This window comes from Nocardia vinacea NBRC 16497, from assembly GCF_000308835.1.
In the GTDB taxonomy this organism is placed as follows: domain Bacteria; phylum Actinomycetota; class Actinomycetes; order Mycobacteriales; family Mycobacteriaceae; genus Nocardia; species Nocardia vinacea.
On sequence record NZ_BAGN01000223.1, the window covers coordinates 1 to 25,938 of the forward strand.

Consider the following 25,938-nt stretch of genomic DNA (forward strand, 5'->3'; position numbering starts at 1 on the left):
AGAAATCACCGACGGGCACGATCTCACCGTCGAAGCGGCCGTTCTTGATGGCATCGCGGGCGCGCTCATGGCTGCGCAATGCCCAGCGCTCCATCTCTTCTCGGCTGATATTCCACTTGTCGGCGATCAACTGTGCACCGTTGAACTGCGAAACCTCGGCGGTGCCATAGCGATGGTCCCAGCCCTGCGCACCGACGAACGGAGCGTCGAAACCATATTCCTTGCCCGCCAACATGGCCGCCGAGATCGGGATCGCGCTCATGTTCTGCACGCCGCCCGCGACGATCACCTCGGCGGTGCCGCTCATGATGGCCTGCGCGCCGAAATTGATGGCCTGCTGGGAAGATCCGCATTGCCGGTCGACGGTGACCCCGGGAACTTCCTCCGGATAACCGGCGGCCAGCCACATGGTGCGGCCGATATTGCCCGCCTGCGGGCCGATATTGTCGACACAGCCGACGATCACGTCGTCGACCACTGCCGGATCGATCGGGTTGCGGTCCAGCAGCCCGCGCAGTGCGGCCGCGCCGAGATCGGCCGGATGCACCGCGGCCAGCGCGCCATTGCGCTTGCCGACCGGGGTGCGCACCGCGTCGATCACATAAGCATCCCGCAGCGGGGCATAGGGGCGGCGAGCGGATGGTGCTGACATCTGGAACTCCTACTTGGTGTTGCCCGGCGGGAGCGACGGGCCCGGAGGCGGTAGCTTGCGTAACCATGGAGGGCCCCGCGACCGCCAAGATCAACTACGGCACGGTGAGGCCGTCGAGCACGATGGTCAGGTACTGCTTGGCGAGGTTCTCGACGGTGATCGAGCCGCCGGGCTCGTACCACCGCACCGCAACCCAAACCGTGTCCCGGAGGAACCGGTAGGCCAATTCGACGTCGAGTTCCGGCCGGAAGCTGCCGTCCTCGACGCCATTGATCAACACCCGGTGCCACAGCTCGCGGAATTCGCGGTTGTAGTCCGCGATATAGGTGAACCGCTCCGAATCGCGCAGGCGCTTGGCCTCGGCCTGGTAGATCGCCACCGCGGCGTGTGAGCGGTCGAAGGATTCGTAGGACGCGATCACCAAGGCTTCCAAGGTATCTCGCGAACTGAGCCCGGAGGCCACGATCTCCCGATACCGGCCGAACAGGTCGTCGAGAAAGCCGCGCAGAATCTCGTCGACCATCGACTCCTTGGAATCGAAGTGGTGATAGAGGCTCCCCGATAGAATCCCGGCCGCATCGGCGATATCCCGCACGGTGGTCGCACGCAGTCCGCGCTCGGCGAACAGTTGGGCCGCGAGTGCGAGCAATTCATTGCGCCGAGCTGATTTCGAGGCGTCTGGTGCGGTCACACGGCTCATAATACAACCAAGCATTTGCTTGGGCCAGCGGCGTACCTCGTTCGGTCAGCGCATCGAATAGCGCAGCGGCGACGACACCGACAGGTCGGCAAGGAGTCGGTCGCAGATCACGACCGGTGAGACGCCTGCGCGCGCCATCCGGGCGACCAGCGCGAGTCTGCGCTCACAGCTGTCCCATTCGACGGTCAGCGGGCTACGATCCGGGCCCGCGTCCACGGTTGCCATGACGCGCGGTGGGCCGAATGGGACCGGCTCCTCGATGAGTTTGAGGATCATGCCGCGCTGCCAGGCTCGATAGGTATCCATATCCGCGCCGACCACCAGCTTGTCCGTGGCGGCGCACAGGCCTTGGGCGATCTCATCGGCGAATGCCACGCGATCGAAGCGGAATTTGCGGCATTTGCGAATAACGCCGAGCAGATCCGCTCGCACCTCACACAACAGTGCCGTTTGCCGCCGCCGTCTACGGTCCTGTTTGGATCCGAGCGATACGGCACTGAGCCCGATGCGGCAGGCACGTTCGTAATCGCGTGCCATATCAGCGCGCAGCGCACCGCGCGGATCGCGGGCGACCTCGGACTCGTCGATCGCATACTCCTCGAGAATTTGGGCAGCCCGGGTCGCGGTCGCGCGTTCGGACGTGTGGTCCATCAGTTCGGCACCGAGGGTGAGTGCCGCGAGCACCATGCTGTCCAGCCGTCGCCTGGCCAGCACGACTTCGCGCACCAATTCGAGTTCCAGTTGTTCGCGGGCCGGTGGGCGATCCTGCCCCATAGCCATCGCCCCTTAGGGGAGTGCGGGATTCGACCACTCCCAGCATTGCACACGTGGACACCCTGCGTCCCGGCCTTTTTTACCTGATCAGGCAGTGTCTGATGGCAGCGCCTTCGGCGCGGCGTGTTCGCGGCCCCCTGTGTCTCGCGTCCGAGCCGTCGAGACTCGCGACTGCGTCGCATGCGCTTCGACGACTCGGACGCGAGACGGGCCGCGAACGGGTCGCTCGTAAGACTCGCTCCGTTCGGGTCACTGACAGCGGATCGCTCGGCCACCAATGCACACGCAACGGACGGTCAAGTTCTATGCGTGCGGCGCATGCGCTTCGACGACTCGGACGCGAGACCGGCCGCGAACGAGTCGCTCGTAAGACTCACTCCGCAGGGGGCACCGACAGCAGATCGCTCGGCCACCAATGCACACGCAACGGACGGTCAAGTCCCGCGCCTGCTGCACATGCGCTTCGACGACTCGGACGCGAGACCGGCCGCCAACGTTGTTGCGTCGGTCAGGCGCGCTGACTGCTGATCGATACGACTTCGCCGGTGAGGTAGGTGGTGTAGTCACTGGCCAGCATGGCGATCGTGGCGGCGACTTCCCATGGCTCGGCGGCGCGGCCGAAGGCTTCGCGCTCGGAGAGGCGGTCGAGCAGTTCGGTCGAGCTGACCTTGTCCAAAAAGGCGTGCCTGGCGATGCTCGGGGCGACGGCATTGATGCGGACACCGAGTTCGGCGGCTTCGACGGCACTGCAGCGGGTCAGGGCCATGACGCCGGCCTTGGCGGCGGCGTAGTGGGCCTGGCCGTATTGCGCGCGCCAGCCGAGCACGCTGGCGTTATTGACGATGACGCCGCCGTGGCCCGCATCGCGGAAGTAGCCGAGGGCGGCGCGGGTGCAGCGGAAGGTGCCGTTGAGGGTGATGTCCAGGACTCGGTCCCACTGCTCGTCGGTCATATCGACGACCGGGGTCTCGCCGCCGAGTCCGGCATTGTTGACCATGATGTCGATACGACCCAATGCGGTTGCGGCGCCGCGGATCAACTCGTTGACCTGTTCGGTGCTCTGCACATCGCACACGATCGAGGCGACCCGGCGCTCCGGGAATTCGGCCTTCAGCTCGACCTCGGTTTCAGCGAGACGTCGCTCGTGCCAGTCGGATACGACTACATCGGCCCCCTCGGCAAGCAGCCTGCGCGCGGTGGCGGAGCCGATGCCGGTGCCCGCCGCGGCGGTGACGACGGCATTGCGTCCGGTCAGCAGGCCGTGCCCCGGAATGGGCTGCGGCGCAATAGAAAGCGGTCCACTCATGAGCGAGCCTCCCGCGGCAGGCCGAGCACGCGCTCGGAGATGATATTGCGCTGCACTTCGTTCGAACCTCCGTAGATCGTGTCGGCGCGGGTGAACAGATACAGCCGCTGCCATTCGTTGAGATCGTGCTCATCGGCCACCAGACCGGCGGGGCCGAGCACGGCCATGGCCAATTCGCCGAGGCCGCGATGCCAGTTGGCCCACAGCAGCTTCGAAACCGAGGCCTGGCCGCCCTCGTCCGCGGTGCTGTCCTGCATGGTGCGCAGCGCGTGGGCGCGCAGCACGCGCAGGCCGACCCATGCCCGACCGATGCGGTCGGCGATCAACGGGTCGTCGGCCGCGCCGGTGCGGTGGGCCAATGCCTCGATATCGGCCAGTTCGCGGGCGAAGCGGATCTGCTGGCCGAGGGTGGAGATGCCGCGCTCGAAGGTGAGCGTGCCCATGGCGATGTGCCAACCGTCACCGGGTTCGCCGACGACCAGATCCGCGGCGGTGCGGGCATCGTCGAAGAAGACCTCGTTGAATTCCGAGGTGCCGGTCAGCTGGATGATCGGGCGGACCTCGATACCGGGCTGATGCATCGGAACCAGCAGGTAGGAAAGGCCCTTGTGCCGGGTCGAACCCTTTTCGGTGCGCGCGACGACGAAGCACCAATCGGCTACATGGGCCAGCGAAGTCCAGATCTTCTGGCCGTTGATCGACCACTCGTCGCCGTCGAGCTGGGCGCTGGTGGTGATGGCCGCCAAATCCGAGCCCGCGCCGGGTTCGGAGTAGCCCTGGCACCACAGCTCGGTCACATTCCGGACGCCCGGCAGGAACCGCTCCTTCTGCGCCTGGGTGCCGAAGGCCAATACCGTCGGACCGAGCAGTTCCTCACCGACGTGGGAAACCCGCGCAGGCGCATTAGCTTTGGCGTATTCCTCATGGAAGATCACCTGCTGGCGCACCGAGGCCTCGCGCCCGCCCCACTCCTTCGGCCAACCCAGGCAGGTCCATCCGGCGGCGGCCAGATGCCGGTCCCAGGCGAGGCGCTCCTCGAAGGCCTCGTGTTCACGGCCGGGCCCGCCGAGTCCACGCAACTCGCGGAACTCGCCATCGAGGTTCTCGGCCAACCACTCGCGCACTTCTGCGGAAAACCGCGCGTCCTGTGCGGCAGTATTGTCCCCACCCCCCTGTCCTGCGCCTTTCCCGCCCCCCTGCCCTTCGGGCCCACCCACCGTTGGCCCGCCCCCCTTGTCGGAATCTGATGCCTGGATCGCAACCACGTCGGTAGGATAACCTACCAAGCACTTGCTTTGTTAGAGCCGGACCGCTTTTATCGAGCAAAGGCAGCAAAAGACCCCGCCGACGGTGAGGACACCCGTGACAACCCCTGCACAAACGACACCCGTGGCACTGCACGATGCCGCGCGCACCTTCGGCACCGCGCCCGCCCTCGGCGACGGCGAGGTGCGGCTGGACTGGGCGCAGTTGCTATCGGCGGTGCAGGAGGTGGCGCGGGCGCTCATCGCCCGTGGCGTGCAGCCGGGCGATCGGGTCGCCATGTGGGCGCCGAATACCTACCACTGGGTGATCGCCGCCCTGGCCGCGCACTACGCGGGCGCGGCCTTGGTGCCGTTGAATACCCGCTACGTCGCGGACGAGGCCGCCGATGTGTTGGAGCGAGTCGAGGCCAAGGCGCTGTTCATTGCCGGAACCTTCCTCGGCCGGGATCGGTTGGCCGAATTGCGTTCCGCAGCACCGGAATTGCATATCGATACGGTGGTGGTCATTCCGGTCGAGTCGGATACCGACGATCCCACCGCGCTGAACTGGTCGCAGCTGGCCGAAATAGCCGAATCCGTCCCATTGGCCGATGCCGTCGAACGCGCCGAACATGTCGACCCCGAGGATATTTCCGACATCCTGTTCACCTCCGGCACCACCGGACGCAGCAAGGGCACGTTGGTCGCGCATCGGCAGGCGCTGTCGGTGGTGCGGGCCTGGGCCGAATGCACCACCCTCGACAGCTCCGATCGCTATCTGGTGGTCAGCCCGTTCTTCCACAACTTCGGTTACAAGGCAGGCATTCTCGCGTGCCTGGTGACCGGTGCGACGATCATTCCGCAGGCGACCTTCGATGTGCCGGTGACCATGCGATTGGTCGGCGAAGAGAAGGTCACGGTTTTGCCCGGACCGCCGACCATCTACCAGACGATCCTGGACTTCCCGGACCGGGACAACTTCGACCTGAGCACCCTGCGGGTCGCCGTCACCGGCGCCGCGACCGTACCGGTGGTGCTGGTCGAGCGCATGCGTTCGGAACTCGACTTCGATGTCGTCATCACCGGCTACGGGCTTTCCGAGGCCGCGGGATTCGGCACCATGTGCCGCGCGGACGACGATGCCGCGACCATCGCGGGCACCTGCGGCGGGCCGATCGCCGATTTCGAACTGCGGCTGAGTCCGCAGGACGAGGTGCTGCTGCGCGGCCCGAACGTCATGCTCGGCTACCTCAACGATCCGGAGAGCACCGCCGAAACCATCGATACCGAGGGCTGGCTGCACACCGGCGATATCGGCACGATCGACGAGCGCGGCTATCTGAAGATCACCGATCGACTCAAGGACATGTACATCTCCGGCGGATTCAATGTCTATCCGGCGGAGGTGGAACAGGCGCTGGCCCGGCTCGACGGGGTGGCCGAATCCGCGGTCATCGGGGTGCCCGATACCCGAATGGGCGAGGTGGGCAAGGCATTTGTGGTGCGCAAACCCGGCGCGGGGCTGACCGAGGAGCAGGTGCGCGCACACGCGAGCACGGTGCTGGCGAATTTCAAGGTGCCGCGGTTCATCGAATTCCGGGACCAATTGCCCTATAGCGCGGCCGGGAAAGTGCTGAAACGTGAACTACGTGAGGAGAAGTCGTAATGTCCGAGATCCCGTATGAGCCGGACGTCGTCACGTATGAACGGCGCGGGCGGGTCGCCATCGTGACGCTCAACCGGCCCGACTACCGCAATGCGCAGAATTCGGTGATGACCTACGCCATCGACGCCGCCTTCGAGCGCGCGGTCGAGGATCCGGAGGTCGGCGTAATCGTCCTGGCGGGCAATGGAAAACACTTCAGCGCCGGGCACGATATCGGCACTCCAGGCCGTGATCACCATGTGCGCTACCAGAACAAGGCCGCGCTCTGGTGGGATCACGTCGACAAGGTCGGCGGTGACCAGCGTTTCGCGCGCGAACTCGAGGTGTACCTCGGTATGTGCCGGCGCTGGCGGGAAATTCCGAAGCCGACCATTGCCATGGTGCAGGGCGCCTGCATCGCGGGCGGGCTCATGCTTGCCTGGGTCTGCGATCTGATCATCGCTTCCGATGACGCCTTCTTCTCCGATCCCGTTGTGCGCATGGGCATTCCGGGTGTGGAATATTTCGCGCATCCATGGGTGATGGGTCCGCGCGCGGCCAAGGAGTTCCTGTTCACCGGTGACCGCTTCGATGCGGCGCAGGCGAAGGAATGGGGCATGGTCAATCGGGTCGTGCCGCGCGACCAGCTCGAAACCGAAACCCTCGAACTGGCCGAAAAGATCGCCACCATGCCGCAATTCGGGCTCGCGCTGACCAAGAAGGCGGTCAACCAGGCCGAGGATCTCATGGGCATGCGGGCGGGCATGGATTCGGTATTCGGCCTGCATCACTTCGCGCATGCGCACAATGCCGAGGTCGGCGCGGATTCGCTCGGCGGTATGAACGCCAAGTCGATGAAGGCCAACGCGACGACGGCCTCGACGTCCGAGCAGAACGGGACAACGTAGTGGATCTGGATCTCGATCAGGCGACGCAGGAATTCCAGCAGGACGTCCGCGAATTCCTCGCCGCCAACAAACCCGCGAAACGGCTGCCTTCGATGGATACGAAGGCCGGGTTCGAAGCACATCGCGAATGGGAGCGCACGCTCGCCGAGGCGCGGCTGTCGGTCGTCGCCTGGCCGCAGGAGTACGGCGGGCGCGATGCCTCGCTGCTGGAATGGGTGCTGTTCGAGCAGGAGTACTACGCCGCGGGTGCGCCGGGACGGGTCAGCCAGAACGGCATATTCCTGCTGGCGCCAACACTTTTCGAGCACGGCACGCCAGAGCAGCTGGAACGGATCATGCCGCGGATGGCACGCGGTGACGATATCTGGGCGCAGGCCTGGTCCGAGCCGGAGGCGGGCAGCGATCTGGCCGGTATCCGCTCGACCGCACGACGCACCACCGGCGGCTGGCTGTTGAGCGGCCAGAAAACCTGGAGTTCGCGAGCAACGTTCGCGGACTGGGCATTCGGGCTGTTCCGCAGCGATCCCCAGGCTGTGCCCGATGCGGCGGATGCGGGGCCCTCCGTGGTTACGCAGGCTGCCGCCTCCGGGCCTGACCGCAGCCGCCAGGGGCGCCACCGCGGACTCACCTATGTGATGTTCCCGCTGTCCGCGGATGGTGTTTCGGTGCGGCCGATTCCGCAGTTGGACGGGGAACCCGGATTCGCGGAGATCTTCCTCGACGATGTCTTTGTGCCGGATCGCGATGTGATCGGCGAGCCCGGCGACGGCTGGCGGGTCGCGATGAGCACATCGAGCAATGAGCGCGGACTGTCGCTGCGGTCCCCCGGCCGCTTCAGCGCCACCGCGCAGCGGCTCATCGATCTCTGGCTCGACACCGGTGACCGCACCAATACCGCGCAGCGCGATGCGGTGGTGGACGCCTGGATCGGCAGCGAGGCCTATCGGCTGCACACCTTCGGCACGGTCACCCGGTTGCACGAGGGCGGCAAGCTGGGTGCGGAATCCTCGATAACCAAGGTGTTCTGGTCCGAATTGGATATCGCCATGCACGAGACCGCGCTGGAGGTACTCGGCGGTGCGGCCGAGCGGTCCGGGCCGTGGACCGACGGCTACCTGTTCTCGCTGTCCGGCCCGATATACGCCGGTACCAATGAGATTCAGCGCAATATCATCGCCGAGCGGCTGCTCGGACTACCGAGAGGGAGCAGCCGATGAGATTCGCGCTCAGCCCGGAACAACTCGACTTCGGCGCCAGCCTGCGCAAGCTGCTCGACGCCGGACGGACACCGGCCGCGGTGCGCAACTGGGCCGCGGGCGATCCCCGGCCCGGACGCGGGCTCATTCGACAACTGGCCGGTGCGGGTGCGCTCGGTCTTGCCGTCGAAGAGCAGCACGGCGGTGTCGGCGCGGAGCCGATCGATCTGGTCGTCGCATTCCAGGAGATGGGCCGGGCTGCCGTGCCCGGACCGCTGGTCGAGACGGCGGCCGCGATACCCGCACTGCTGCAAGCCCTTCCGGATACCGCATTGGCCGCCCGCTGGCTGCCCGAGTTCGCGGAGGGTGCGGCGCTCGGCACGCTGGCATTCACCTCGGCCGAGCACGGCACGGTCGCGTTGGATGCCGACACCGCCGACGTGGTGCTTATCGCCGACGGTAATCAGCTCCGCACCGGACATCGCGCGGGTCTGGTGCGATCGGTCGATCCGGCGCGGCGACTGTTCATCGTCGAATCCGATGCCGTTGTCGCCGAAGGTGAGCAGGTGCTCGAGGCGGTTGGGGCCGCCTTCGATTCCGGTGCGCTGGCCAATGCCGCGCAATTGCTCGGTGCGGGACGGGCACTGCTGGCCGCGGCCACCGAATATGCCAAGCAGCGCAAGCAGTTCGGTAAGCCGATCGGCGAATTCCAGGCCGTTAAACAGAAGTTGGCCGATGTGCTGATCGGGCTGGACCTGGCCGAGCCGCTGCTCTATCGGGCAGCATTGACGATGGGGGAAACCACGCGCGGGCGCGACGTTTCGGCTGCGGTGATCGCCTGCGGTGATGCGGCCTATCGGGCGGCGCGGGCGGCGCTGCAGGTGCACGGCGCGATCGGCTACACCGCCGAGTACGACCTGTCGCTATGGTTGACCAGGGTGACTGCGTTGCGGTCGGCCTGGGGTACACCTGATCTGCATCGTTCCCGGATTTCCCGCGCACTGCGCGACGAGGCTGTTCGGGACCGGGCCTTGCGAGGTATCGGATGACGAGCACCGAACATCAGGAATTCATCGCCTCGGTCCGGGCGCTGCTCACCAAGCACGCCGGATCCGCCGCCGTGCGGGCGGCAATGGATACCGAACTCGGCTACGACGAGACGCTGTGGCGGCTGCTGTGCGAGCAGGTCGGTGTTGCGGCGCTGGCGATTCCGGAGGAATACGGCGGGTTCGGCGCCAGCTTGGTCGAATCCCTTTTGGTGGTAACCGAATTGGGGCGCACGCTCGCTGGGGTGCCGATGCTGGGTTCGGCCGTGCTCGGTGCGCAGGCGGTGCTGTTGTCCGGTGACAACGAGGCGTGTGAGCGGCTGCTGCCCGAGGTTGCCGAAGGCGCCCGCACGATCGCGGTGTGCTGGGCGGGCACCGGCGGCTGGGATGAGCCGGGTGTGCATTCCGAAGACGGAACACTGTCCGGCACAGCGCATTACGTGCTCGATGGGTTGCCTGCCGACACGCTTGTGGTTGTGACTTCCGACGGACTGTTCGAGGTCGAGTCGGGTGCCGCGGGCGTCACCCGGCGCGCTGTCGCGACCATGGATCCGACGCGCAGGCTTGCCGAAATCACGTTTGCGGCAGTGCCGACGCGACGGCTCGCTTCGGCGGATCCGGCGCTCACCGCCCGGCTGCACGAAATCGCCTGGGCCGCAGTGGCTGCCGAGCAGATCGGTGCCGCGGAGCGGTGCCTGGAGATGACGGTCGAATACGCCAAGTCCCGCGTGCAATTCGGGCGGGCGATCGGCAGCTTCCAGGCGCTCAAGCACCGCATGGCGGATATGTATGTGCTGGTGGAGTCGGCCAAATCCGCGTCCTATGCGGCGACGGTCGCGGTGGCGGAGCAGAGCCCGTCCGCTGCGGAGGATGTCTGGGTGGCGCGGACGCACTGTTCGGAGACGTTCACGACCATCGTGGCCGAGATGGTGCAGTTGCACGGCGGCATCGCCATTACCTGGGAACATGACGCGCATTTGTTCTTCAAGCGCGCACATGGTGATGCGGAGTTGTTCGGGCAGCCACGCAGGCCACTCACACAAACCGCCTGACGGTCACGCGCCCCGGTGGAGTCCCCGGGGCGCTATCGTTTGGACAGGTCCGGTACACGCTCTCGCCATACATAGTTAGCGTATGTAATAATATTCTATGCAGCAGGCTCAGGTGGCAACAGCAGATGACATCGTGGTCAACCTCCTCGTCACCGCGGGCCGGCTGACCCGGCTGGCCGGGGTGATCAGCGGCGACGATCTACCGCGAGCAGTGATGCGCGCACTAGCGGTGCTCGACGAACACGGCGCGGTGCGCGTCAGCGAATTCGCTCGTATCGATCGATGTTCACAGCCGGCGGCAACGGCGCTGATCGGCAAGCTCGTCGCGGACGGATACGCCTCCCGACGCAAGGATCCGGACGATTCCCGGGCCGTCGTCGTCGAACTCACCCCGGCCGGCCGCACTCGCCTGACGCGTGCCCGCGGCGCCTTCGGCGAGGCGATGGCGGCGGGGCTCACCGGTTTCGATATCGAACGTTTGGCCCGCATGGAAAGTGACATGAAGGAACTGCTCGACGCACTGAAGCAGTCGATGCCGCAGCATCTGTCCAGGTCGCGATAGCCGATTCGAGCGGTGGGATCGCCCGCCGGAGTACGGTCGGAGAGTATGACCGATGAGAAGCGTGGCCGAGTCAAGGTAGCGACCAGCCAGAAGCGAGTCCGGGTCTACCTCGGCGGCCAGTTGGTCGCCGATACCTCCCGACCGGTCCTGGTCTGGGAGAGTCCGCACTACCCGACCTACTATCTGCCCGTCGCGGATCTGCATGCGAAACTCGAGCCGAACGGCACCAGCGCGAAATCCCCGAGCCGCGGCACCGCGACCGGATACGACGTGGTCGTCGACGGCACCACCGCGTCCGGAGCCGCGGTGCGCTATCACGACTCCCCGTTCACCGAACTGAACGAGCTGGTGCGCCTGGACTGGAACGCCATGGACGAATGGTTCGAAGAGGACGAGCCGGTCTACGTCCACCCGCGCGATCCGTACACCCGCGTCGATATCCTCGCCAGCTCCCGGCATATCCGCGTCGAAATCGACGGCACCACCGTCGCCGACTCGCACTCCCCCCGCATTCTCTTCGAAACCGGCCTCCCCGCAAGGTATTACCTCCCCCTGACCGATGTCCGCCAGGATCTGCTGAAGCCCTCGGCGACCCACACCAGCTGCCCCTACAAGGGCACCGCCGACTACTGGACCGTCCACATCGACGGCAAGGAATACCCGGACATCGTCTGGGGCTACCGCACTCCACTCCCGGAAAGCCAGAAGATCGCGGGCTTGGCCTGCTTCTACAACGAGAAGGTCGATATCTACCTCGACGGCGAACTCCAGGACCGCCCGAAGACACCATTCAGCTGACCGATTGCCGCGTCAGATCGCAACGACCTCGAGCATGCTCTCGAGCCCACGGAAATCCTTGCCGTTGCGCGTGTAGAGCGGCAGCCCGCGGGCCGAAGCTATCGCCGCGATCAGCAGGTCCATCCTGCGGGGTTCGGAATCGCGTTTCGCCGCCATAGTCAGTGCCACCAACGTGCCGTACCGCGTCGCGGCGTCCTCGTCGAACGGCAGCGGATCGAAGTCCACAATTGCAGCGCCCAGCTGCTCGGAACGCGCGGAACGGGTCACGGCATCCTTGGCCATCGCAACGCCCTGGTTCAGCTCCGCCAGGGTGATCGCGGTGATTTCGGGGAGCTTGGGCAGGGCATCCGGATCCAGCACATCCAGATCGAGATACGTGCAGGTATCGAGGACACCGGAAGCGTGCCGGTTCGTCATCGACGGGATTCCCATGCGTCATCGTCGCCGATACGGTCCTCGGTACCGAAGAACTCCTCGGCCTCCCGCCTCATGCGGGCATGGTCTACGCGCGGCAGTTTGCGATGCCGCTCTACGAGTTCCGCAGCGGTCAATCGGCGGCGGCGACCGACGGGCCGCAGTTCGGCGACCTCCACACCATTGCGGGTGACCCGAAACACTTCACCGGCCTCGACGGCGTCCATAACCGCCGCGGAGTTATTGCGGAACTCCCGCTGCGTAATCACCTTCATGACCTCAGCGCAGCCCACCGTAGCGCCTGAGGCTACAAACAGCGATCATCATCCGACTCCACTGAACTTCAGACCGCGATCAGGGGTGGCTGGTCGTCGGCGCGGCGGTATTGGCCTGGGGCCTCGCCGTATTCGCGTTTGAAGGCCTTGGCGAAGGCGAATTCGGAGGTGTAGCCGACCTTTCGGGCGATGGCGCCGAGGGGGCTGTCGGTGTCGCGGAGCAGGCGGGCGGCGGTGAGCATGCGCCAGCGGGTGACGTAGGCCAGGGGTGGTTCACCGACGGTAGCGGTGAAGCGGCGGGCCAGGGTCGCTCGGGAGACGCCCGCGATATCGCTGAGGTCGGGGACCGTCCAGGTGCGGGCGGGTGCTTCGTGTACGGCGCGCAGTGCGGCGGCGACCGCCGGATCGGCGAAGGCTCCCGCCCAACCGGTGGCGGGTTCGTCGACGGCCTGTTCGTCGAACCAGGCGCGCAGCATGAACAGGAGCAGGGTTTCCAGGATGGCGGGAACGGCGGCATCGCTGCCTTGTTTCGGTTCGGCGACCTCGGCGGCGAGCAGGTCGACGGCGGCGCGCAGGGACGGGTGACGGCCGGGACGTGCTGGGAGATGGATGAATTCGGGGAGTTCGTCGAGCAGCGGATGGCTACGCTGCCTGCCGAGTTCGTATGCGCCGCACAGCAGGGCGGTGCGCGCACCCGGTCCGGTGATCTCGCGCGGCTCCCCCGGCTGCGCCTTCTCGGTGACCGGGCTGTCGAGGCGGTCGAGCAGATCGTGGTCGGCGCCGCGCGGCATGAACAGGACGTCGCCGACACCGAGAGCTACCGGTTCGCCGCCGGTCGGCACCGCCCAGCACGAACCCTGCAGCACCACATGGAAACCCGCGCCGGGGACGACCGGATAGGCACGGCCCCACGGTGCGTGCCGGATGAACAGGCCGGAGGTCGGGTTACCGGTGCGGATGGCGGCGATGGTTTCGCTGAGAATGTCCACCTGTTCACCATACCTCCAACCAATGAGCGTTTCAGACATCAGACTGCGCATATTAGCCATTCATATACTCATAAGCTGTCGATAGCGTCTCACTCATGACAACGACGAAGATTGCCGTCTACGGCGCCACCGGCCACACCGGCGGCTACCTGCTCACCGAATTACATCGACGCGGAATTACCCCGATCCTGGTGGGCCGCAGTGCATCTCGGATGCACGCGGCAGCAGTGGCAGCCGGGGTGCCGGATGCCGAGATCCGGGTCGCGGCACTCACCGATCACGACGCACTGGTCGCTGCCTTCACCGACGCGGACGTCGTCATCAGCAGCCTGTCCGCTTATGTACACAACGGCGAGCCGGTGCTGGCGGCGGCCATCGCGGCCGAGGCGCACTACACGGATCTGTCCGGCGAACAGCTTTTCCTGAAGCGGGTTTTCGACGAGTACGGCGCGAAAGCCGAGGCCGCGGGCGTGACAGTGATCCCCGGCGTCACCGACAACAATGTGGCGGGCGATCTACTCGCCCACCTGACCGCGCGCCGACTGACCGGACCGGTCGAGATCGTGCTCAGCCATCTGAGCAAGGGCGGTGGCAACGGTTCCAAAGGTAGCGCGAAAACGGTCTTCGCCAGCCTCGACTGGTTCCGCAGCGGCGGCTGGCACTTCCAGGACGGCGAACTGTGCACCGGCGCCACCGCCCGTCACGCCGAGATGACATTTCCGGGCCACACCGCGACCACCTCGGTTGCGAAATTCCCACAGCCACCGGTGATCACGATCCCCAGGCACACCGATGTGTCGTATGTGGAAGGGGTCCTGGACACCGCCATCCTCGACCTACTCGGTTCCTTCACCGAGGAGATCATCGACTCACTCCCCGACGAGCCGAGCTCCGACCTCCGCTACGACGTGGTCGTGGACGCCTATGACACCAGCGGACATTCGGCCCGCGGCGTGGTGAGCGGCGGCGACTCCTACCGTGATTCAGCTATGGAAGCAGTAGAAATCGCAGTCCGCCTGGCGAAAGGAACAACCAAGCCCGGCACATTGTCCGTAGCCGAAGCCTTCGACGCCGAAGAACTCCTCGATGCCCTCGCTCGCTTCGACATCACCTGGCGCATCACCGAATAACGCCGCGCTCAGCTGGCCCCACCGGAGGACTCACCGCGCATCAGCGCCCCGAGCGACTCGCGGTCGGTCACATCCATCTTGATGCAGGCTCGGTAGAGGTGGCCCTCGACCGTGCGCACGGAAACCGTGAGGCGATCGGCGATCTGACGGTTGGACAGGCCTGCCGCAACGAGATTCGCGATTTCACGTTCGCGGGAGGTCAGTGGCAAAGGCTGGGCTGCCTGGCGCAAAGCGGGCGTGCTGGCACCACCGCAGGCCGCGGCGAGACGGTTCGCGGTGGCCGCGGATTCGAGGAGGCGGCGGCGGTCACCGGCGCGTTCATGGGCGGATGCGGCTTGGGCGGCGGCATCGGCGGCGGAGAGCATGGCGCCGATACGCTCGAATTCGGCTGCGGCCGCGTCGAGTCCTGGTCCGTCGTGAGCCGCGAGTGCCACCGCATGGCGGGCCTGGACCTGCACCAGTTCGCCGTCGACCCGTGCGGCCAGGTCGGCGAGTCGGCCTGCCACGGAATGGTCGCTGAAGCGGGCGGCCGTATGCAGTGCCATGGCCTCGATGGCGTGCTGATGTGCGCGCGCCGCCGAATCGGCGGCGCCCATGGCCAGTCGGATGGCGGGGGTGACGGTGCCTTCCGCGGCGGCCGCGCAGGCGCGCGCGATCTCCAATTGCGGGTCGTAGACCGCGCTGTGCCTGCCGCCGCGAGCGGCCGCCTCGGCAATGGATTCGGCCGCCTCCGAGGCCCGCCCGAGTGCCGAATATGCCTCGGCCAGACGGATTCTCGCCGGAATGTGCCAAGCCGCGGCACCCTCGGCGGTGAGCGCGGCCAGCGCCTGTTCGAGATGTTCGATCCCGTCCAGGAAGCGGCCCTGCGCCACGTCGACGGTGCCCTGCAAGATCTTCGACATGCCCCACGCCAGGTACTGGCCCGGTGCCGAGTAGCCGAAATACCCCGAGGCGCGCCGGCGGGCGGCCTCGAGATCACCGATGCAGATCAGCGCGAGCACCTCGGCATGGGTCGAGATGAACCGGTTGAGTCCGTCGATATGCGACTCCACCTGGTGCCCGCGGGCCGCGTACTGCCGGGCCGCCTCGCCCCTCCCCATCAGCGCCAGCGCCAGGCCGCCGCCGAAGGCGGCCCACCAAACCGCCCACGGCGGTGCGCCTTCGGTCTCCATCACCGACTCGGCCCCGGAAAACGCGTCCTCGAGCAGATTTTCGTGAACCGCGCACGCCGCGGCCAGGCCGTCGAAGGTGGCCATGATCTTCGGATGCTGCACTTTGCCGCGCAGCATCGCGAGCACCTCGTCGGCACGCTCGGCATCGCCCATGGCCCAGAACAGATTCGAGACCCGGGTGCTGCCCCAGCGGCCCAGCTGCACCTCGTTCATCTGATCCGGATCGAAGCTGGCGAGGGTGCGTTCGGCCTCGATGCGATGCCCCTGCCACAGCAGCGCCCGAGCCAGCAGATCCGCGGCCTCCACCCCGCCGCGACGTTCCACCGCGGCCCTGGCGAAACGCTCACCGAGCGGCAAATTGGCCAGCCCGATCGCATCGGCGGCGGCCGCCTCGAAGAGTTCGAGATCGGCGGATTTATCGCTGTCCAAGGCCAATTCAGCCAGCCGGATGCGGTCCGGCGCGGAATTGATCGCGCGTTCCTTGAGCGAGGAGTACAGCCGACCGCGCAGCCGCCGGGCCGAGGCGATGCCCAGCCTGCGCCGGATGACCTCACCGAACAGCGGATGGTTGTAGCGCACGATCAACTGGTGGCTGTTCTCGACAACCCTGATGAGACCGCGGGTTTCGGCGGCCTCCACGGCTTCCTCGCCGGCCAGTTCGGAGAGCACGTCGAGATCGATGGGCTCGCAGAAGGTGAGCAGTTCGAGCACCCGCAGCACCGGTTCGGGCAGTTGCTCGACCCGATCCTCCAGTAGCGCAGCCAATTCCGAGGTCACCGCGGCCCGGCCGCGCAACTGCCAGACGCCGTTCACCTGCCGCAGCGCGCCCGCCTCCAGCGCGCCCTCCACCAAATGCCGCAGGAACAGGGCGTTTCCGCCGGAGGACTCCCACATCAGATTGGCGGTGAAGCCTTCCAACTGCCCGCCGAGCATCGACTCCACCAGATCGACGCTCTGCCGCTGCGTGAACGGAGTGAGGTCGATGCGCAGCAGATGGCCGTCTTTCCATAACGAGGTCACCGCATCGGGCACCTGCACCCCGCTGCGCACGGTCGCGACAATATGCGCGGCCTTATCGATGGCCAGCTGCAACAGCAGTGTGGCCGAAAGCTGATCGAGCAGGTGCGCGTCGTCGACACCGATGATCGCGTGCCCGTCGGCGAGCAGTGCCTCGCGCGCGGCGGACATGAATGTCACCGGATCGTGCGCCGTGTAAACGCCGACCATATGGGCGAATACGCCCAGTGGAATGCTGCGGGCCGATTCTGTACCCGCCACCCACCGGACGTTGCCGCCTACCGCAGCCGTCGCCTGTCTCGCCAGCGTCGTCTTCCCGACTCCGGCGTCGCCCGTCAATACCGCACCGACGTATTCAGTTCCGGTGAGTGCCGCGCGGATCGCCTCGAACTCGGTCTCGCGCTCGATCATCGGCCAGTTCCGAGCCATAGCTCTTACTGTAGTTCGTCACGGATCATGATCGACGACAACGAACCATGAACGGGCGCACCGGCTCCGCTGTTTCGGCTCCTAACCGAGCACGTCGTGACGGACAATGGTCTGGTCACGACCCGGTCCGACGCCGATACAGGAGATGCGGGCGCCGGACAGTTCCTCCAGACGCAAGACATAGGCCTGGGCGTTGGCGGGCAATTCCTCGAAGGTCTCGACATGTGAAATGTCTTCCCACCAACCGGGCATCTCTTCGTAAATCGGCTTGGCGTGGTGGAATTCGGTCTGTGTGGTCGGCATCTGCTCGACCCGCTTGCCATCGATTTCGTAGGCGACGCAGATCGGCACCCGCTCCAGGCTCGACAGGACGTCCAGCTTGGTGAGGAAGAAGTCGGTGACGCCGTTGACCCGGGTCGCATAGCGCGCGATGACCGCGTCGAACCAGCCGCAGCGGCGGGCCCGGCCGGTGGTCACGCCGACCTCGCCGCCCTGCTTGGCCAGGAATTCACCGAAATTGTCGAATAATTCGGTCGGGAACGGACCCGAGCCGACGCGGGTGGTGTAGCACTTCAGGATGCCGAGCACAGTCGTGATCTTGTTGGGTCCGACGCCCGCGCCGACCGCCGCACCACCCGAGGTCGGGTTGGACGAGGTCACATACGGGTAGGTGCCGTGGTCCACATCGAGCAGGGTGCCCTGCGAACCCTCCAGCAGTACGGTTTCGCCGCGCTCGAGCGCCAGATTCAGTTCCAGGCGGGTGTCGGCGATGCGGTGCTTGAAGCTCTCCGCCTGTCCGAGTACCTCGTCCACCACCTGCTGCGGATCCAATGCGCGACGGTTGTAGATCTTCACCAGGACCTGGTTCTTGAATTCCAGGGCCGCCTCGACCTTCTGGGTCAGGATCTTCTCGTCGAGCACATCTGCGACGCGCACGCCGACCCGGGCGACCTTGTCCTGATAGCACGGACCGATGCCGCGACCGGTGGTGCCGATCTTCTTATTGCCGAGGAAGCGTTCGGTGACCTTATCGATGGCCACGTGGTACGGCATGATCAGATGCGCGTCGGCCGAGAGCAGCAGGCCGGAGGTATCGACGCCGCGCTCCTCCAGTCCGGCCAGCTCGGCGAGCAGGACACCGGGATCGACGACGACACCATTGCCGATGACGTTCGTCACGCCCGGCGTGAGAATGCCGGACGGGATCAGATGCAGTGCGAACTTGTCGCCATTGGGCAGAACGACCGTGTGACCGGCGTTATTACCGCCTTGGTACCGGACCACCCACTGCAACCTGCCACCGAGCAGATCGGTTGCTTTGCCCTTACCCTCGTCGCCCCACTGGGCGCCGATCAGGACGATTGCCGGCATGGTCGTGTCTCCTACGGTTCGACGCGCAACAGCCATCTGTTGCAGCTACCTGCCGTATCGAGGCGGTGGCCGGAAGCACAGTCTACCCAACGCCCAGTTGCGTCCCAGCCACCGTCCGGTTCGCAGGCGACGGTCGATCTCTACGCACCCACAACGGACCTGTCTTCCGAGCGACCCGTGCCATCTCGCCGCCGAGTGGCCGAAGCGAATGCGCCGCACGCGTAGGACTCGACCATCCAGCCCGCGTGCATCGGTGGCCAAACGATCCGCTATCAGTGACCCCAACGGAGCGAGTCTTACGAGCGACCGTTCGCGGCCCGTCGCGCGTTCGCGCCGAAGGCGCGGCCATCGAACACAGCCGAGCCGTCGAAGCGCATGCACCACACGCGTAGGGCTCGACCATTCAGCGCGCGTGCATCGGTGGCCGAACGATCCGCCATCGGTGACCACCACGGAGCGAGTCTTACGAGCGACCCGTTCGCGGCCCGTCTCGCGTCCGAGTCGTCGAAGCGCATGCGACGCAGTCGCGAGTCTCGACGGCTCGGACGCGAGACACAGGGGGCCGCGAACACGCGGCGCCCGCGCCGCCAAAAACACAGCTATGGTTGCGAGGCACTGGCGGACCAGTGGTCCGCCGACAGGTGGCGAGGGTGACCGACGGGTTGTCGGCCGAACCGAGGAGGGTGTACGGCAGTTTGAGTACCCATGTTCTCCGTTGCAACGGCGCACCGGTACCCATCGCCCTCGCGTCGCTGCCGCTCTCGCAGACGACCGCCATCCCGGAAAACAGCGTCATCGATGAGCTATTGCCCGTCCTCGCCGCCGACAGCCTGCCGCGGCTGATCGTGCTCGGCGACGACGCCGCCCTGGCCTCCGTGCTGACCCATCTGATGCGGACCGAGCGGCTGCATGTGGAGATCGGGTACGTGCCCGTCGACAAGACCTACGGCTCGCGCGCCTACCAGACCGGCACCGGCAATGCCGCCGCCAAGCGGGCGGTGAAGGGTCGGCCGGTCGAAACCCCGCTGATTCGCGACGACACCGGGACCGTGCTGGTCGGACGGGCCGAGATCACCGGGCCCGGTGGCGAGAAGCTCGAGGGCGAAGCCTATGTAGACGACGTTCAGTTGTTCTCCGGCAAGGTCAACGCGATGGTCGTCTCCCCCATGCTGGATATGCCGGGGGTGCGGGCCAGCGTGCAGAAGAACATCATCCGCAGGCGCCGCTGGCTGGAAGGGCGGGCCGCGCAGCTCGGTACGCCGGGGGCCGTGGTGACCAGGGACGGCATCGCCAACGATCGGGTGCTGCCGCGGTCATCGTTCTATCGGCATCACGAAAACTGGCTGCTGGTGCGTTGACGATGCGTTTTCCGAGAGACCGCCGCCCCGCATCGGGTGTTTCGCGGCGGCCGAGCCCGATATTCCTGCTGGTGATCGCGATCGCGGTGGCGGGTGGCGTGCTCGCATGGGACGCCGATGTGCAGTCGACGCGGGCGAAGTTCGGGGTATTTCTGCTCGTCGTATTCGGCTGGATCGTCACGCTTTGTCTGCACGAATTCGCGCATGCGTACACGGCGTGGCGGGCGGGCGATCGCGAGGTGGAGTTGCGGGGCTATCTCACGCTGAATCCCCTGAAATACAGCCATCCGCTGCTATCGATCGTATTGCCGATGGTGTTCATCGCGCTCGGCGGTATCGGCTTGCCCGGCGGTGCGGTGTATGTGCACCCGCATAACGTGAGCGCGCGCATGCAGCGGATCATCAGCGGTGCCGGGCCTGCGGTGAATGCGGTGTGCGCGGTGCTGCTGCTGGTGGTCGTGCGGTTTTTCGGCAGTGACACTTCGCATCGCGCGTTCTGGTATGGCCTGAGCTTTCTGGCGTTTCTGCAGATCACCGCAACGCTTTTGAACATTCTGCCGGTGCCCGGGTTGGACGGATATGGCGTGGTCGAGCCGTCGCTGAGTTATCAGACGCGGCGGGCGCTCGATCAGTTCAAGCCGTTCGGGATGCTGATCCTGTTCGCGCTGCTGTTCACGCCGTCGATCAACAAGGTTTTCTTCGATGCGGTGTACTCGCTGTACGAGTTGTCCGGGGTCGATGCGGACTGGTCGCGGTTCGGCAGCTGGCTGACGCGATTCTGGACCTAGCCGATATACCGGTCGCCCGGTCCGACCTCCTGGACCGGGCGACCTCTCCGCACGACCGCTGCGCGCCCTTACCCGCCCGGCCACCACACCTATGGCCGGTAGGGCGGTTCGCCGTCGGGCGAAGCGTCCCAACCGCGCTACCCCTCGTAACCGCGGTTGCCTCTCGAGGCTATGACCGCAGGCGGCTGCGAACACGAGTAGCGGACTACGTGAAGATCGTGGTTCGGGTGCCGGGGGCCGAGCATGCTGTCCCCGCAGCGGCGGAATATGTCCGAAATCCGCTGAGTAGTCTGCTCATTTCTCCGGCGGCACGTGTGGATTCGGGACCGTCGGGGGCAGCAGCGCCATGGCCGAGATGCGCTGCATCCCGCAGACCTGCATGAGATCGACCAGCATGGAGCGCATCTGCGCGAAGACCACATGGGCCGAAAGTCCTGCGCCCTCAACGAGTTCCGGTCGCGCGGCCTTCGCAATGCCGCGCAGCACCCGGGCGGCCTCGGCCTGATCCGGCTGCTGGCCGGGATCGGCGAGCATCATCCGGCGCACCACCTCGACGGCTTGGGCCAGGCGCTCCAGTTCCTCGATCAGTCGCGGGTCGAGGATTTCGTCGTCTTGGACCAAGGTGAGGGAGCGGCGCAGCAGCACCCTCGTATTGCGGACGGCATTGTCGAGCGGGTCGGCGGTGGCGCGGATGCGGTCGAGGCGCTGGCGGGAATTCCAATAGAGCGGAGAGATCCGGCTGATCTCGCGGCCGCCCTCCAGGGTGGAGCGCAGTCCATCGATCTGGGGCTGGGTCGCGCGGGCGGCGGTCAGGGACGTGCGGATCTTCTCCGGATCCTGTTCGAGCAGACCGTCGGCGCAGGCGTGCAGCGACTTCGCCAGTACCGCAAGGACTTCCGCGGCTTGCTCGCGGGCCCGACGCACCGGATGCAGTGGTATCGATGCGACCACGACCACACCGACCAACCCACCGACGAGCGCGTCGATCATGCGCGAGAAGCCGCCGCCCGCTGACGGCGGCAGCAGAGTCGCGACCAGCACCGCCGAACCGGCGGCCTGCATGGTGATGATCGAACCGCCGTCCAGGAATACCGCCAGCGCCATGGCCACCGCGACGACGAGGGCGATCTGCCAGACGCCGGTCCCCGCGCGGGTGATGAACAGGTCGCCGATACCGATGCCGACCGCGACGCCGACCACCAACTCCACCGACCTGCGCAGCCGGGCGCCGAACGAAATGCCGATCGAGACCACGGCCGCGGTCGGTGCGAAAAAAGGGCTGGGTGTGCCCGACAATGTTGTGCGCGATAAACCAGGCCAGCGCCGCACCGACCGCGCACTGCAGAATCGGCAGCGCGGACAGTCGCAACCGCGCCCACGAACTGCGCAGCTTCTCCATGCTGCTGGCGCGGGCGACGCCTACCGGGGAATTCGGATCGATCAACTCTTAGTCGAGGCCCAGCTCACCCGCGGCGCGCGGGTCGCAGTCTTCCAGCAGGTCGAGGCAGCGTGCGTACTCTTCGGTCTCGCCGACCGCCCTGGCAGCCCTGGCCAGCGCGGCGACACTGCGTAGGAAACCGCGATTGGGTTCGTGGCTCCACGGCACCGGCCCGAAACCCTTCCAGCCATTGCGCCGCAGTAAGTCCAGGCCGCGGTGGTAGCCGGTGCGAGCGAACGCGTACGCGGCGACGATGTCGTGATTGACCACCTGCGTATCGCCCTCGGCCCCGCCGCGCTCCAACGCGGCCTCCGCGAGATGAGCCCAGGCGATCGAAGCCGACGGATGCGCGGCCGCGACCTGCACCGGATCGGCATTGTTCAGCAGCGCCTCCTCCGCATCGGAGTCTTCGGGCAGGAGTACCGGTTGCGGTCCGAGCAAGTCACCGAACGAGGTCATGCGGTTCATTGTGCACTGCGCGCGCGTGCGGCGCCGACACGGCGTTCCCCTGGCTGAGCAGTGCCCAGCCCACCTCGCCCGCCCACCCACCGCTGTCGAGCCGGACGAGGCGGAGTACGGCGCAGGGGAATCGTCACAGTCGACCGAATTGCTGGCTAGGCTGGCCGTCGAGTTCAACTGTTCCGCCCGACCGAGGGGTTATAGGTGTCCGACCCGAACGACGAGAAGAGCCCGGCACAAAATCCCGGCCGCCCCGCCGAAGCGGCAGCCGACCCGCGCCCAGCGGCGCCCGCAGACCGGACACCCACCTCGCCCAACCCCTCCGAACGGGGTGCGCCCTCGCGCCCCGGTCCGGCCACCAGCTCCGGCACCCGGTCGGGACCGGGCAGCTCCTCGGGAGCCGGGGCGGGCGCGAAGGAAGGCGCGGCTGACGCGACCCGTCCGTTCCCCTCATCGTCAGGGCCCAGCTCGTCGGGATCCAACGCCCCGACCCGCCCTGGTCCAGCCAGCACCCCCTCGCGACCCGGCACACCCTCCGAGCCAGCCACCTCCTCGGGGCCTGGTGCTTCGGGAGGCAGCGCCGGCTCGGCCACTGCTCCAACTAGACCGGTCCCCGCCTCGTCGGGGCCGAGCGAATCCCTGGGATCCGGCGCACCATCGGGAAGTGGTTCGGCTGCGAAAGAAGGGGCGGCGAGCGCACCGACGCGGCCGGTTCCTGCAGCATCGTCGCCGAAGCAGCCGTCGCCCGGTGCCGGGCAGTCGGGCGGGTCGGGTGCGGCGACCGGGGATATCGCCGCGCTCGGGAAGCCCGCAGCACCCAGCCCGAGCGGAGCAGCCGATGCGCCGTCATCGACATCCGCCCCTGGCGGCACCCCCAAGCCCAATGGCCCAGGTAAATGGGCTGGCGGCGCAAACCCATCCGCTCAGACGCCGAGCGGCGTAACAAGGCCGGGCAATGCGAGCCGGCGAGATACCGGCGCAACCTCGCCTTCCGCGCCGGGCAACACCGCCGGGCCGGGCACCGCAGCCGCGGCAGGCGGCGCGGGCCAACGAGATAGCGGCAGCGCCTCGCCTGCTCCTGCGCCGGGCAACACCGCCAAGCCGCGCGGCGGCGGCCAGCAGGGTGGCGGTGCAGCACCATCCGTTCAAACGCCGGGCGGCGCAAGCCAGCGAGATAGCGGCGCAGCCTCGTCTACTCCCGCGCCGGGCGGCGCAGCCAACCCGGGCAGCACGGCCCAGCGAGGTGGCGGCAGCCCATCTACCCCCACACCGGGTAACGCAACCAGGCCAGGCAACGCAACCAGGCCGGGCGGCGCAGGACAACAAGATGGCGGCGCCCCATCCGTTCCCGCGCCGGGCGGCACAGCCAACTCCGGCGGCGCGGGCCAACGAGACAGCGGCGCAGCAAAGCCGGGCGGCGCGGGCCAGCGCGATGGCGGCGCAGCTTCATCTGCTCCCGCGCCCGGCGGCGGCGCAACCGGGCCAAGCGGTGCAGGCCAGCGAGACAGCGGCGCCGCAAAGCTGGGCAGCGTGGGCCAACGAGACAGCGGCGCAGCCTCGCCTGCTCCCGGCGGCGGAACCAAGCCGGGTGGCGCGGGCCAGCGCGATGGCGGTGCGGCCCCGTCTGCGCCCGGTTCCGCGAAACCGGGTGCAGCTGCCGATTCCACACGGTCCGGGGGTGACGCGGCGAATTCCGAGGTGAAGACCACGGAGATCTCGCGTGGTGGCGTCGAGGGCAAGTCGGCTTCCACGAAGGCGCCGGACGCGGCGGCTCCGGGTCAGGCGACGTCCGTTGCCGGCTCCGGCGGCGCAGCCGATACCGGCTCCGGGCCGAATGCACCGACCGTCGTGATCAAACGGGGCGGTCCCGCTGCCCAGTCGGCTGCCGGTACGGCGAAGTCCACTGCTGCTGCGGCCGCCGCGGGATCCGACGCTGCCCCGGCCGAAGAGTCCACGGCACCCACCACAGGGGTGACCGCATCAAGTGCCGCCGAATCGACTGGAACTGAGCAACCGTCTGAAACCCCATCACCAGGTGACGTCCCCGTATCGGCGACCGGTTCCGCTGCGGAAACCGCTGTAATTCAGCGGGATTCGGCCGCGGCCAAGTCCGCGGCGGCAGCCGACAAGGTCGACGATGCCGCGGGTGCGGATGCGGCGACCATGGTGATGCGACGGGTCGATCCAAGGGGTGAGTCGACAAGCAAGGGAGCGACTGCCGCTCCGACGCGGGATGAGCCGGATTTGGCGGGCGCGGACGACAAGACCGTCGCCATGCCGGTGGTTTCGAAGCTGGATGCCGAGAAAACCGTCGCACTGCCGATTCAGAAGCCGGTCGACAAGGACGCCACGGAGCGAATGCGGACCGATGCCGGGACCAAGCCCGGTACCGACCGAGTCGTTCCGCCCGCGGCGCGGCCCGGTCCGATCACCAAGCCGCCGAGCACACCACGTCCGGCAGCAGGTCCGAAACAGGCTGGGGCGCAAGGGCCTTCGCAGAGTGGGCCGGGGGTGGAGGAGACCGCACCCTCGGCACCGCGGGGGCCAGGGCGGCCGCGCCAGGTCGCGTCGGCCCCGTCACCCGCGGACACCCAGCAGACTCGACCCGCGCAGCCGGTCACCGGATCACGGCCGATGGCCCAGCCGCAGCGGATCACGCCCGGTCAGCAACCGGTGGCCGCCGACGCACCGGTCGAGCGCTCGAAGCGCTGGTTGTTCATCGGTGCGGCCGCGGTGGCGCTCATCGCGGTGATCGGGCTCGCGGTCGCGCTTATCGGGGGCCGGAGCGACAACTCCCCGGAGGCCAAGGTGCGCGCCACCATCACCGACTACACCCAGGCGCTGAAATCCGGCGATCTCGCGGCGCTGCGCAATACCACCTGCGGACAGTTGCACGACTTCTATCAGGGCATTGCGGCGGACCAGTTCGCGGGCGTGCACCAGCTGTCGATGGATCACAAGAACATTCCCGTGGTGGCGAGCGTCGATGCGATCAAGATCACAGACAAGACGGCGATCGCTCAGGCCAACGTGTACACCGACGCGGATCCGACGAAGCGCTCGGCGCGGACGTTCGATCTGGAGCAGACCGCCGACGGCTGGAAGGTCTGCGACCCGCCGAGCGCCGGGACGCCCTAGCCGAAGGGTGACGCCGAGTCCAGCAGGACATAGCCAAAAGGTAAGCCCTCTAACCGGTAGCGAACGTCACACTTACC

The 25,938-nt window shown here is 66.9% G+C and carries 24 protein-coding genes and 1 pseudogene; 12 read left to right on the plus strand and 13 right to left on the minus strand.

Going from position 1 to position 25,938, the window contains the following annotated elements; translation table 11 throughout:
* From ON44_RS31455 to ON44_RS31480, 5 genes are all read right to left on the minus strand, one after another.
* Window positions 1-652: thiolase family protein (locus ON44_RS31455; RefSeq protein WP_373283229.1), on the minus strand; the 652-nt coding region annotated here is incomplete at its 3' end.
* A gap of 94 nt (window positions 653-746) precedes the next feature.
* The gene (locus ON44_RS31460; protein WP_040696837.1) at window positions 747-1,352 is read right to left on the minus strand and encodes a TetR/AcrR family transcriptional regulator; all 606 of its coding nucleotides are present in this window, start codon (window positions 1,350-1,352) and stop codon (window positions 747-749) included.
* A gap of 45 nt (window positions 1,353-1,397) precedes the next feature.
* The gene (locus ON44_RS31465) at window positions 1,398-2,126 is read right to left on the minus strand and encodes a hypothetical protein (RefSeq protein WP_040696839.1); all 729 of its coding nucleotides are present in this window, start codon (window positions 2,124-2,126) and stop codon (window positions 1,398-1,400) included.
* A gap of 508 nt (window positions 2,127-2,634) precedes the next feature.
* Window positions 2,635-3,432, minus strand: coding sequence for an SDR family oxidoreductase (locus ON44_RS31475; protein ID WP_040696844.1), 798 nt, complete (start codon window positions 3,430-3,432; stop codon window positions 2,635-2,637).
* Window positions 3,429-4,649 (minus strand): acyl-CoA dehydrogenase family protein, encoded by a 1,221-nt coding sequence (locus ON44_RS31480; RefSeq protein ID WP_083898242.1) that lies wholly within the window; start codon window positions 4,647-4,649, stop codon window positions 3,429-3,431. Before ON44_RS31480 ends, ON44_RS31475 begins: the two co-directional genes overlap by 4 nt.
* A 145-nt stretch (window positions 4,650-4,794) precedes the next feature.
* On the opposite strand from ON44_RS31480, the gene ON44_RS31485 reads away from it, so the two are divergent.
* The 7 genes from ON44_RS31485 to ON44_RS31515 all read left to right on the plus strand — a co-directional run bounded on the left by ON44_RS31485 (window position 4,795) and on the right by ON44_RS31515 (window position 11,883).
* Window positions 4,795-6,342: a FadD3 family acyl-CoA ligase gene (locus tag ON44_RS31485; RefSeq protein WP_040696849.1), complete on the plus strand. Its 1,548-nt coding sequence runs from the start codon at window positions 4,795-4,797 to the stop codon at window positions 6,340-6,342.
* A complete protein-coding gene (locus tag ON44_RS31490) occupies window positions 6,342-7,229 on the plus strand; it encodes an enoyl-CoA hydratase (RefSeq protein WP_040696851.1) in 888 nt (295 codons plus the stop codon). Before ON44_RS31485 ends, ON44_RS31490 begins: the two co-directional genes overlap by 1 nt.
* Window positions 7,229-8,446, plus strand: a complete 1,218-nt coding sequence (locus ON44_RS31495) for an acyl-CoA dehydrogenase family protein (protein ID WP_040696853.1) — start codon at window positions 7,229-7,231, stop codon at window positions 8,444-8,446. Before ON44_RS31490 ends, ON44_RS31495 begins: the two co-directional genes overlap by 1 nt.
* Window positions 8,443-9,474 (plus strand): acyl-CoA dehydrogenase family protein, encoded by a 1,032-nt coding sequence (locus tag ON44_RS31500; RefSeq protein WP_040696857.1) that lies wholly within the window; start codon window positions 8,443-8,445, stop codon window positions 9,472-9,474. Before ON44_RS31495 ends, ON44_RS31500 begins: the two co-directional genes overlap by 4 nt.
* Window positions 9,471-10,523 (plus strand): acyl-CoA dehydrogenase family protein, encoded by a 1,053-nt coding sequence (locus ON44_RS31505; protein ID WP_040696860.1) that lies wholly within the window; start codon window positions 9,471-9,473, stop codon window positions 10,521-10,523. The genes ON44_RS31500 and ON44_RS31505 overlap by 4 nt, the downstream gene beginning before the upstream one ends.
* 112 nt (window positions 10,524-10,635) lie before the next feature.
* Window positions 10,636-11,085, plus strand: a complete 450-nt coding sequence (locus ON44_RS31510) for a MarR family winged helix-turn-helix transcriptional regulator (protein ID WP_245567409.1) — start codon at window positions 10,636-10,638, stop codon at window positions 11,083-11,085.
* Window positions 11,086-11,130: 45 nt separating this feature from the next.
* A complete protein-coding gene (locus tag ON44_RS31515) occupies window positions 11,131-11,883 on the plus strand; it encodes a DUF427 domain-containing protein (protein ID WP_040696867.1) in 753 nt (250 codons plus the stop codon).
* 12 nt (window positions 11,884-11,895) lie between these two features.
* On the opposite strand, the gene ON44_RS31520 is transcribed toward ON44_RS31515, so the two are convergent.
* The 3 genes from ON44_RS31520 to ON44_RS31530 all read right to left on the minus strand — a co-directional run bounded on the left by ON44_RS31520 (window position 11,896) and on the right by ON44_RS31530 (window position 13,561).
* Window positions 11,896-12,300 carry a type II toxin-antitoxin system VapC family toxin gene (locus ON44_RS31520; RefSeq protein ID WP_040696869.1) on the minus strand — a complete coding sequence of 135 codons (405 nt, stop codon included), beginning with the start codon at window positions 12,298-12,300 and terminating at the stop codon, window positions 11,896-11,898.
* Window positions 12,297-12,572, minus strand: a complete 276-nt coding sequence (locus ON44_RS31525; RefSeq protein WP_040696899.1) for a type II toxin-antitoxin system Phd/YefM family antitoxin — start codon at window positions 12,570-12,572, stop codon at window positions 12,297-12,299. The genes ON44_RS31520 and ON44_RS31525 overlap by 4 nt, the downstream gene beginning before the upstream one ends.
* A 68-nt stretch (window positions 12,573-12,640) precedes the next feature.
* Window positions 12,641-13,561 (minus strand): AraC family transcriptional regulator, encoded by a 921-nt coding sequence (locus ON44_RS31530; RefSeq protein WP_040696901.1) that lies wholly within the window; start codon window positions 13,559-13,561, stop codon window positions 12,641-12,643.
* A 95-nt stretch (window positions 13,562-13,656) separates the two neighbouring features.
* Between ON44_RS31530 and ON44_RS31535 the strand changes: the two genes are divergently transcribed.
* On the plus strand, window positions 13,657-14,691 hold the full coding sequence (locus ON44_RS31535; protein WP_040696872.1) for a saccharopine dehydrogenase NADP-binding domain-containing protein: 1,035 nt from the start codon (window positions 13,657-13,659) through the stop codon (window positions 14,689-14,691).
* Between the two features lie 8 nt (window positions 14,692-14,699).
* On the opposite strand, the gene ON44_RS31540 is transcribed toward ON44_RS31535, so the two are convergent.
* Together ON44_RS31540 and ON44_RS31545 are read right to left on the minus strand one after the other, a co-directional pair.
* Window positions 14,700-17,309: a helix-turn-helix transcriptional regulator gene (locus ON44_RS31540; RefSeq protein WP_040696875.1), complete on the minus strand. Its 2,610-nt coding sequence runs from the start codon at window positions 17,307-17,309 to the stop codon at window positions 14,700-14,702.
* An 81-nt stretch (window positions 17,310-17,390) separates the two neighbouring features.
* Window positions 17,391-18,680 (minus strand): adenylosuccinate synthase, encoded by a 1,290-nt coding sequence (locus ON44_RS31545; protein ID WP_040696877.1) that lies wholly within the window; start codon window positions 18,678-18,680, stop codon window positions 17,391-17,393.
* Window positions 18,681-19,375: 695 nt separating this feature from the next.
* Between ON44_RS31545 and ON44_RS31555 the strand changes: the two genes are divergently transcribed.
* Window positions 19,376-20,038 carry a hypothetical protein gene (locus ON44_RS31555; RefSeq protein WP_245567410.1) on the plus strand — a complete coding sequence of 221 codons (663 nt, stop codon included), beginning with the start codon at window positions 19,376-19,378 and terminating at the stop codon, window positions 20,036-20,038.
* Between the two features lie 2 nt (window positions 20,039-20,040).
* On the plus strand, window positions 20,041-20,826 hold the full coding sequence (locus ON44_RS31560; RefSeq protein WP_040696884.1) for a site-2 protease family protein: 786 nt from the start codon (window positions 20,041-20,043) through the stop codon (window positions 20,824-20,826).
* A 294-nt stretch (window positions 20,827-21,120) separates the two neighbouring features.
* Here ON44_RS31560 and ON44_RS31565 read toward each other — a convergent pair.
* The 3 genes and pseudogenes from ON44_RS31565 to ON44_RS50630 form a co-directional block, all read right to left on the minus strand.
* Window positions 21,121-22,225: pseudogene (locus ON44_RS31565) on the minus strand (FUSC family protein).
* Window positions 22,226-22,273: 48 nt separating this feature from the next.
* Window positions 22,274-22,723 carry a DUF3151 domain-containing protein gene (locus ON44_RS31570; RefSeq protein ID WP_040696903.1) on the minus strand — a complete coding sequence of 150 codons (450 nt, stop codon included), beginning with the start codon at window positions 22,721-22,723 and terminating at the stop codon, window positions 22,274-22,276.
* Window positions 22,724-22,896: 173 nt separating this feature from the next.
* Complete coding sequence (locus ON44_RS50630) at window positions 22,897-23,595, minus strand: hypothetical protein (protein WP_157187366.1); 699 nt, start codon at window positions 23,593-23,595, stop codon at window positions 22,897-22,899.
* A gap of 455 nt (window positions 23,596-24,050) precedes the next feature.
* On the opposite strand from ON44_RS50630, the gene ON44_RS50635 reads away from it, so the two are divergent.
* Together ON44_RS50635 and ON44_RS52895 are read left to right on the plus strand one after the other, a co-directional pair.
* The gene (locus ON44_RS50635) at window positions 24,051-24,425 is read left to right on the plus strand and encodes a hypothetical protein (protein WP_157187367.1); all 375 of its coding nucleotides are present in this window, start codon (window positions 24,051-24,053) and stop codon (window positions 24,423-24,425) included.
* Window positions 24,422-25,861 (plus strand): Rv0361 family membrane protein, encoded by a 1,440-nt coding sequence (locus ON44_RS52895; RefSeq protein ID WP_245567411.1) that lies wholly within the window; start codon window positions 24,422-24,424, stop codon window positions 25,859-25,861. The genes ON44_RS50635 and ON44_RS52895 overlap by 4 nt, the downstream gene beginning before the upstream one ends.
* Window positions 25,862-25,938 lie beyond the last annotated feature (77 nt).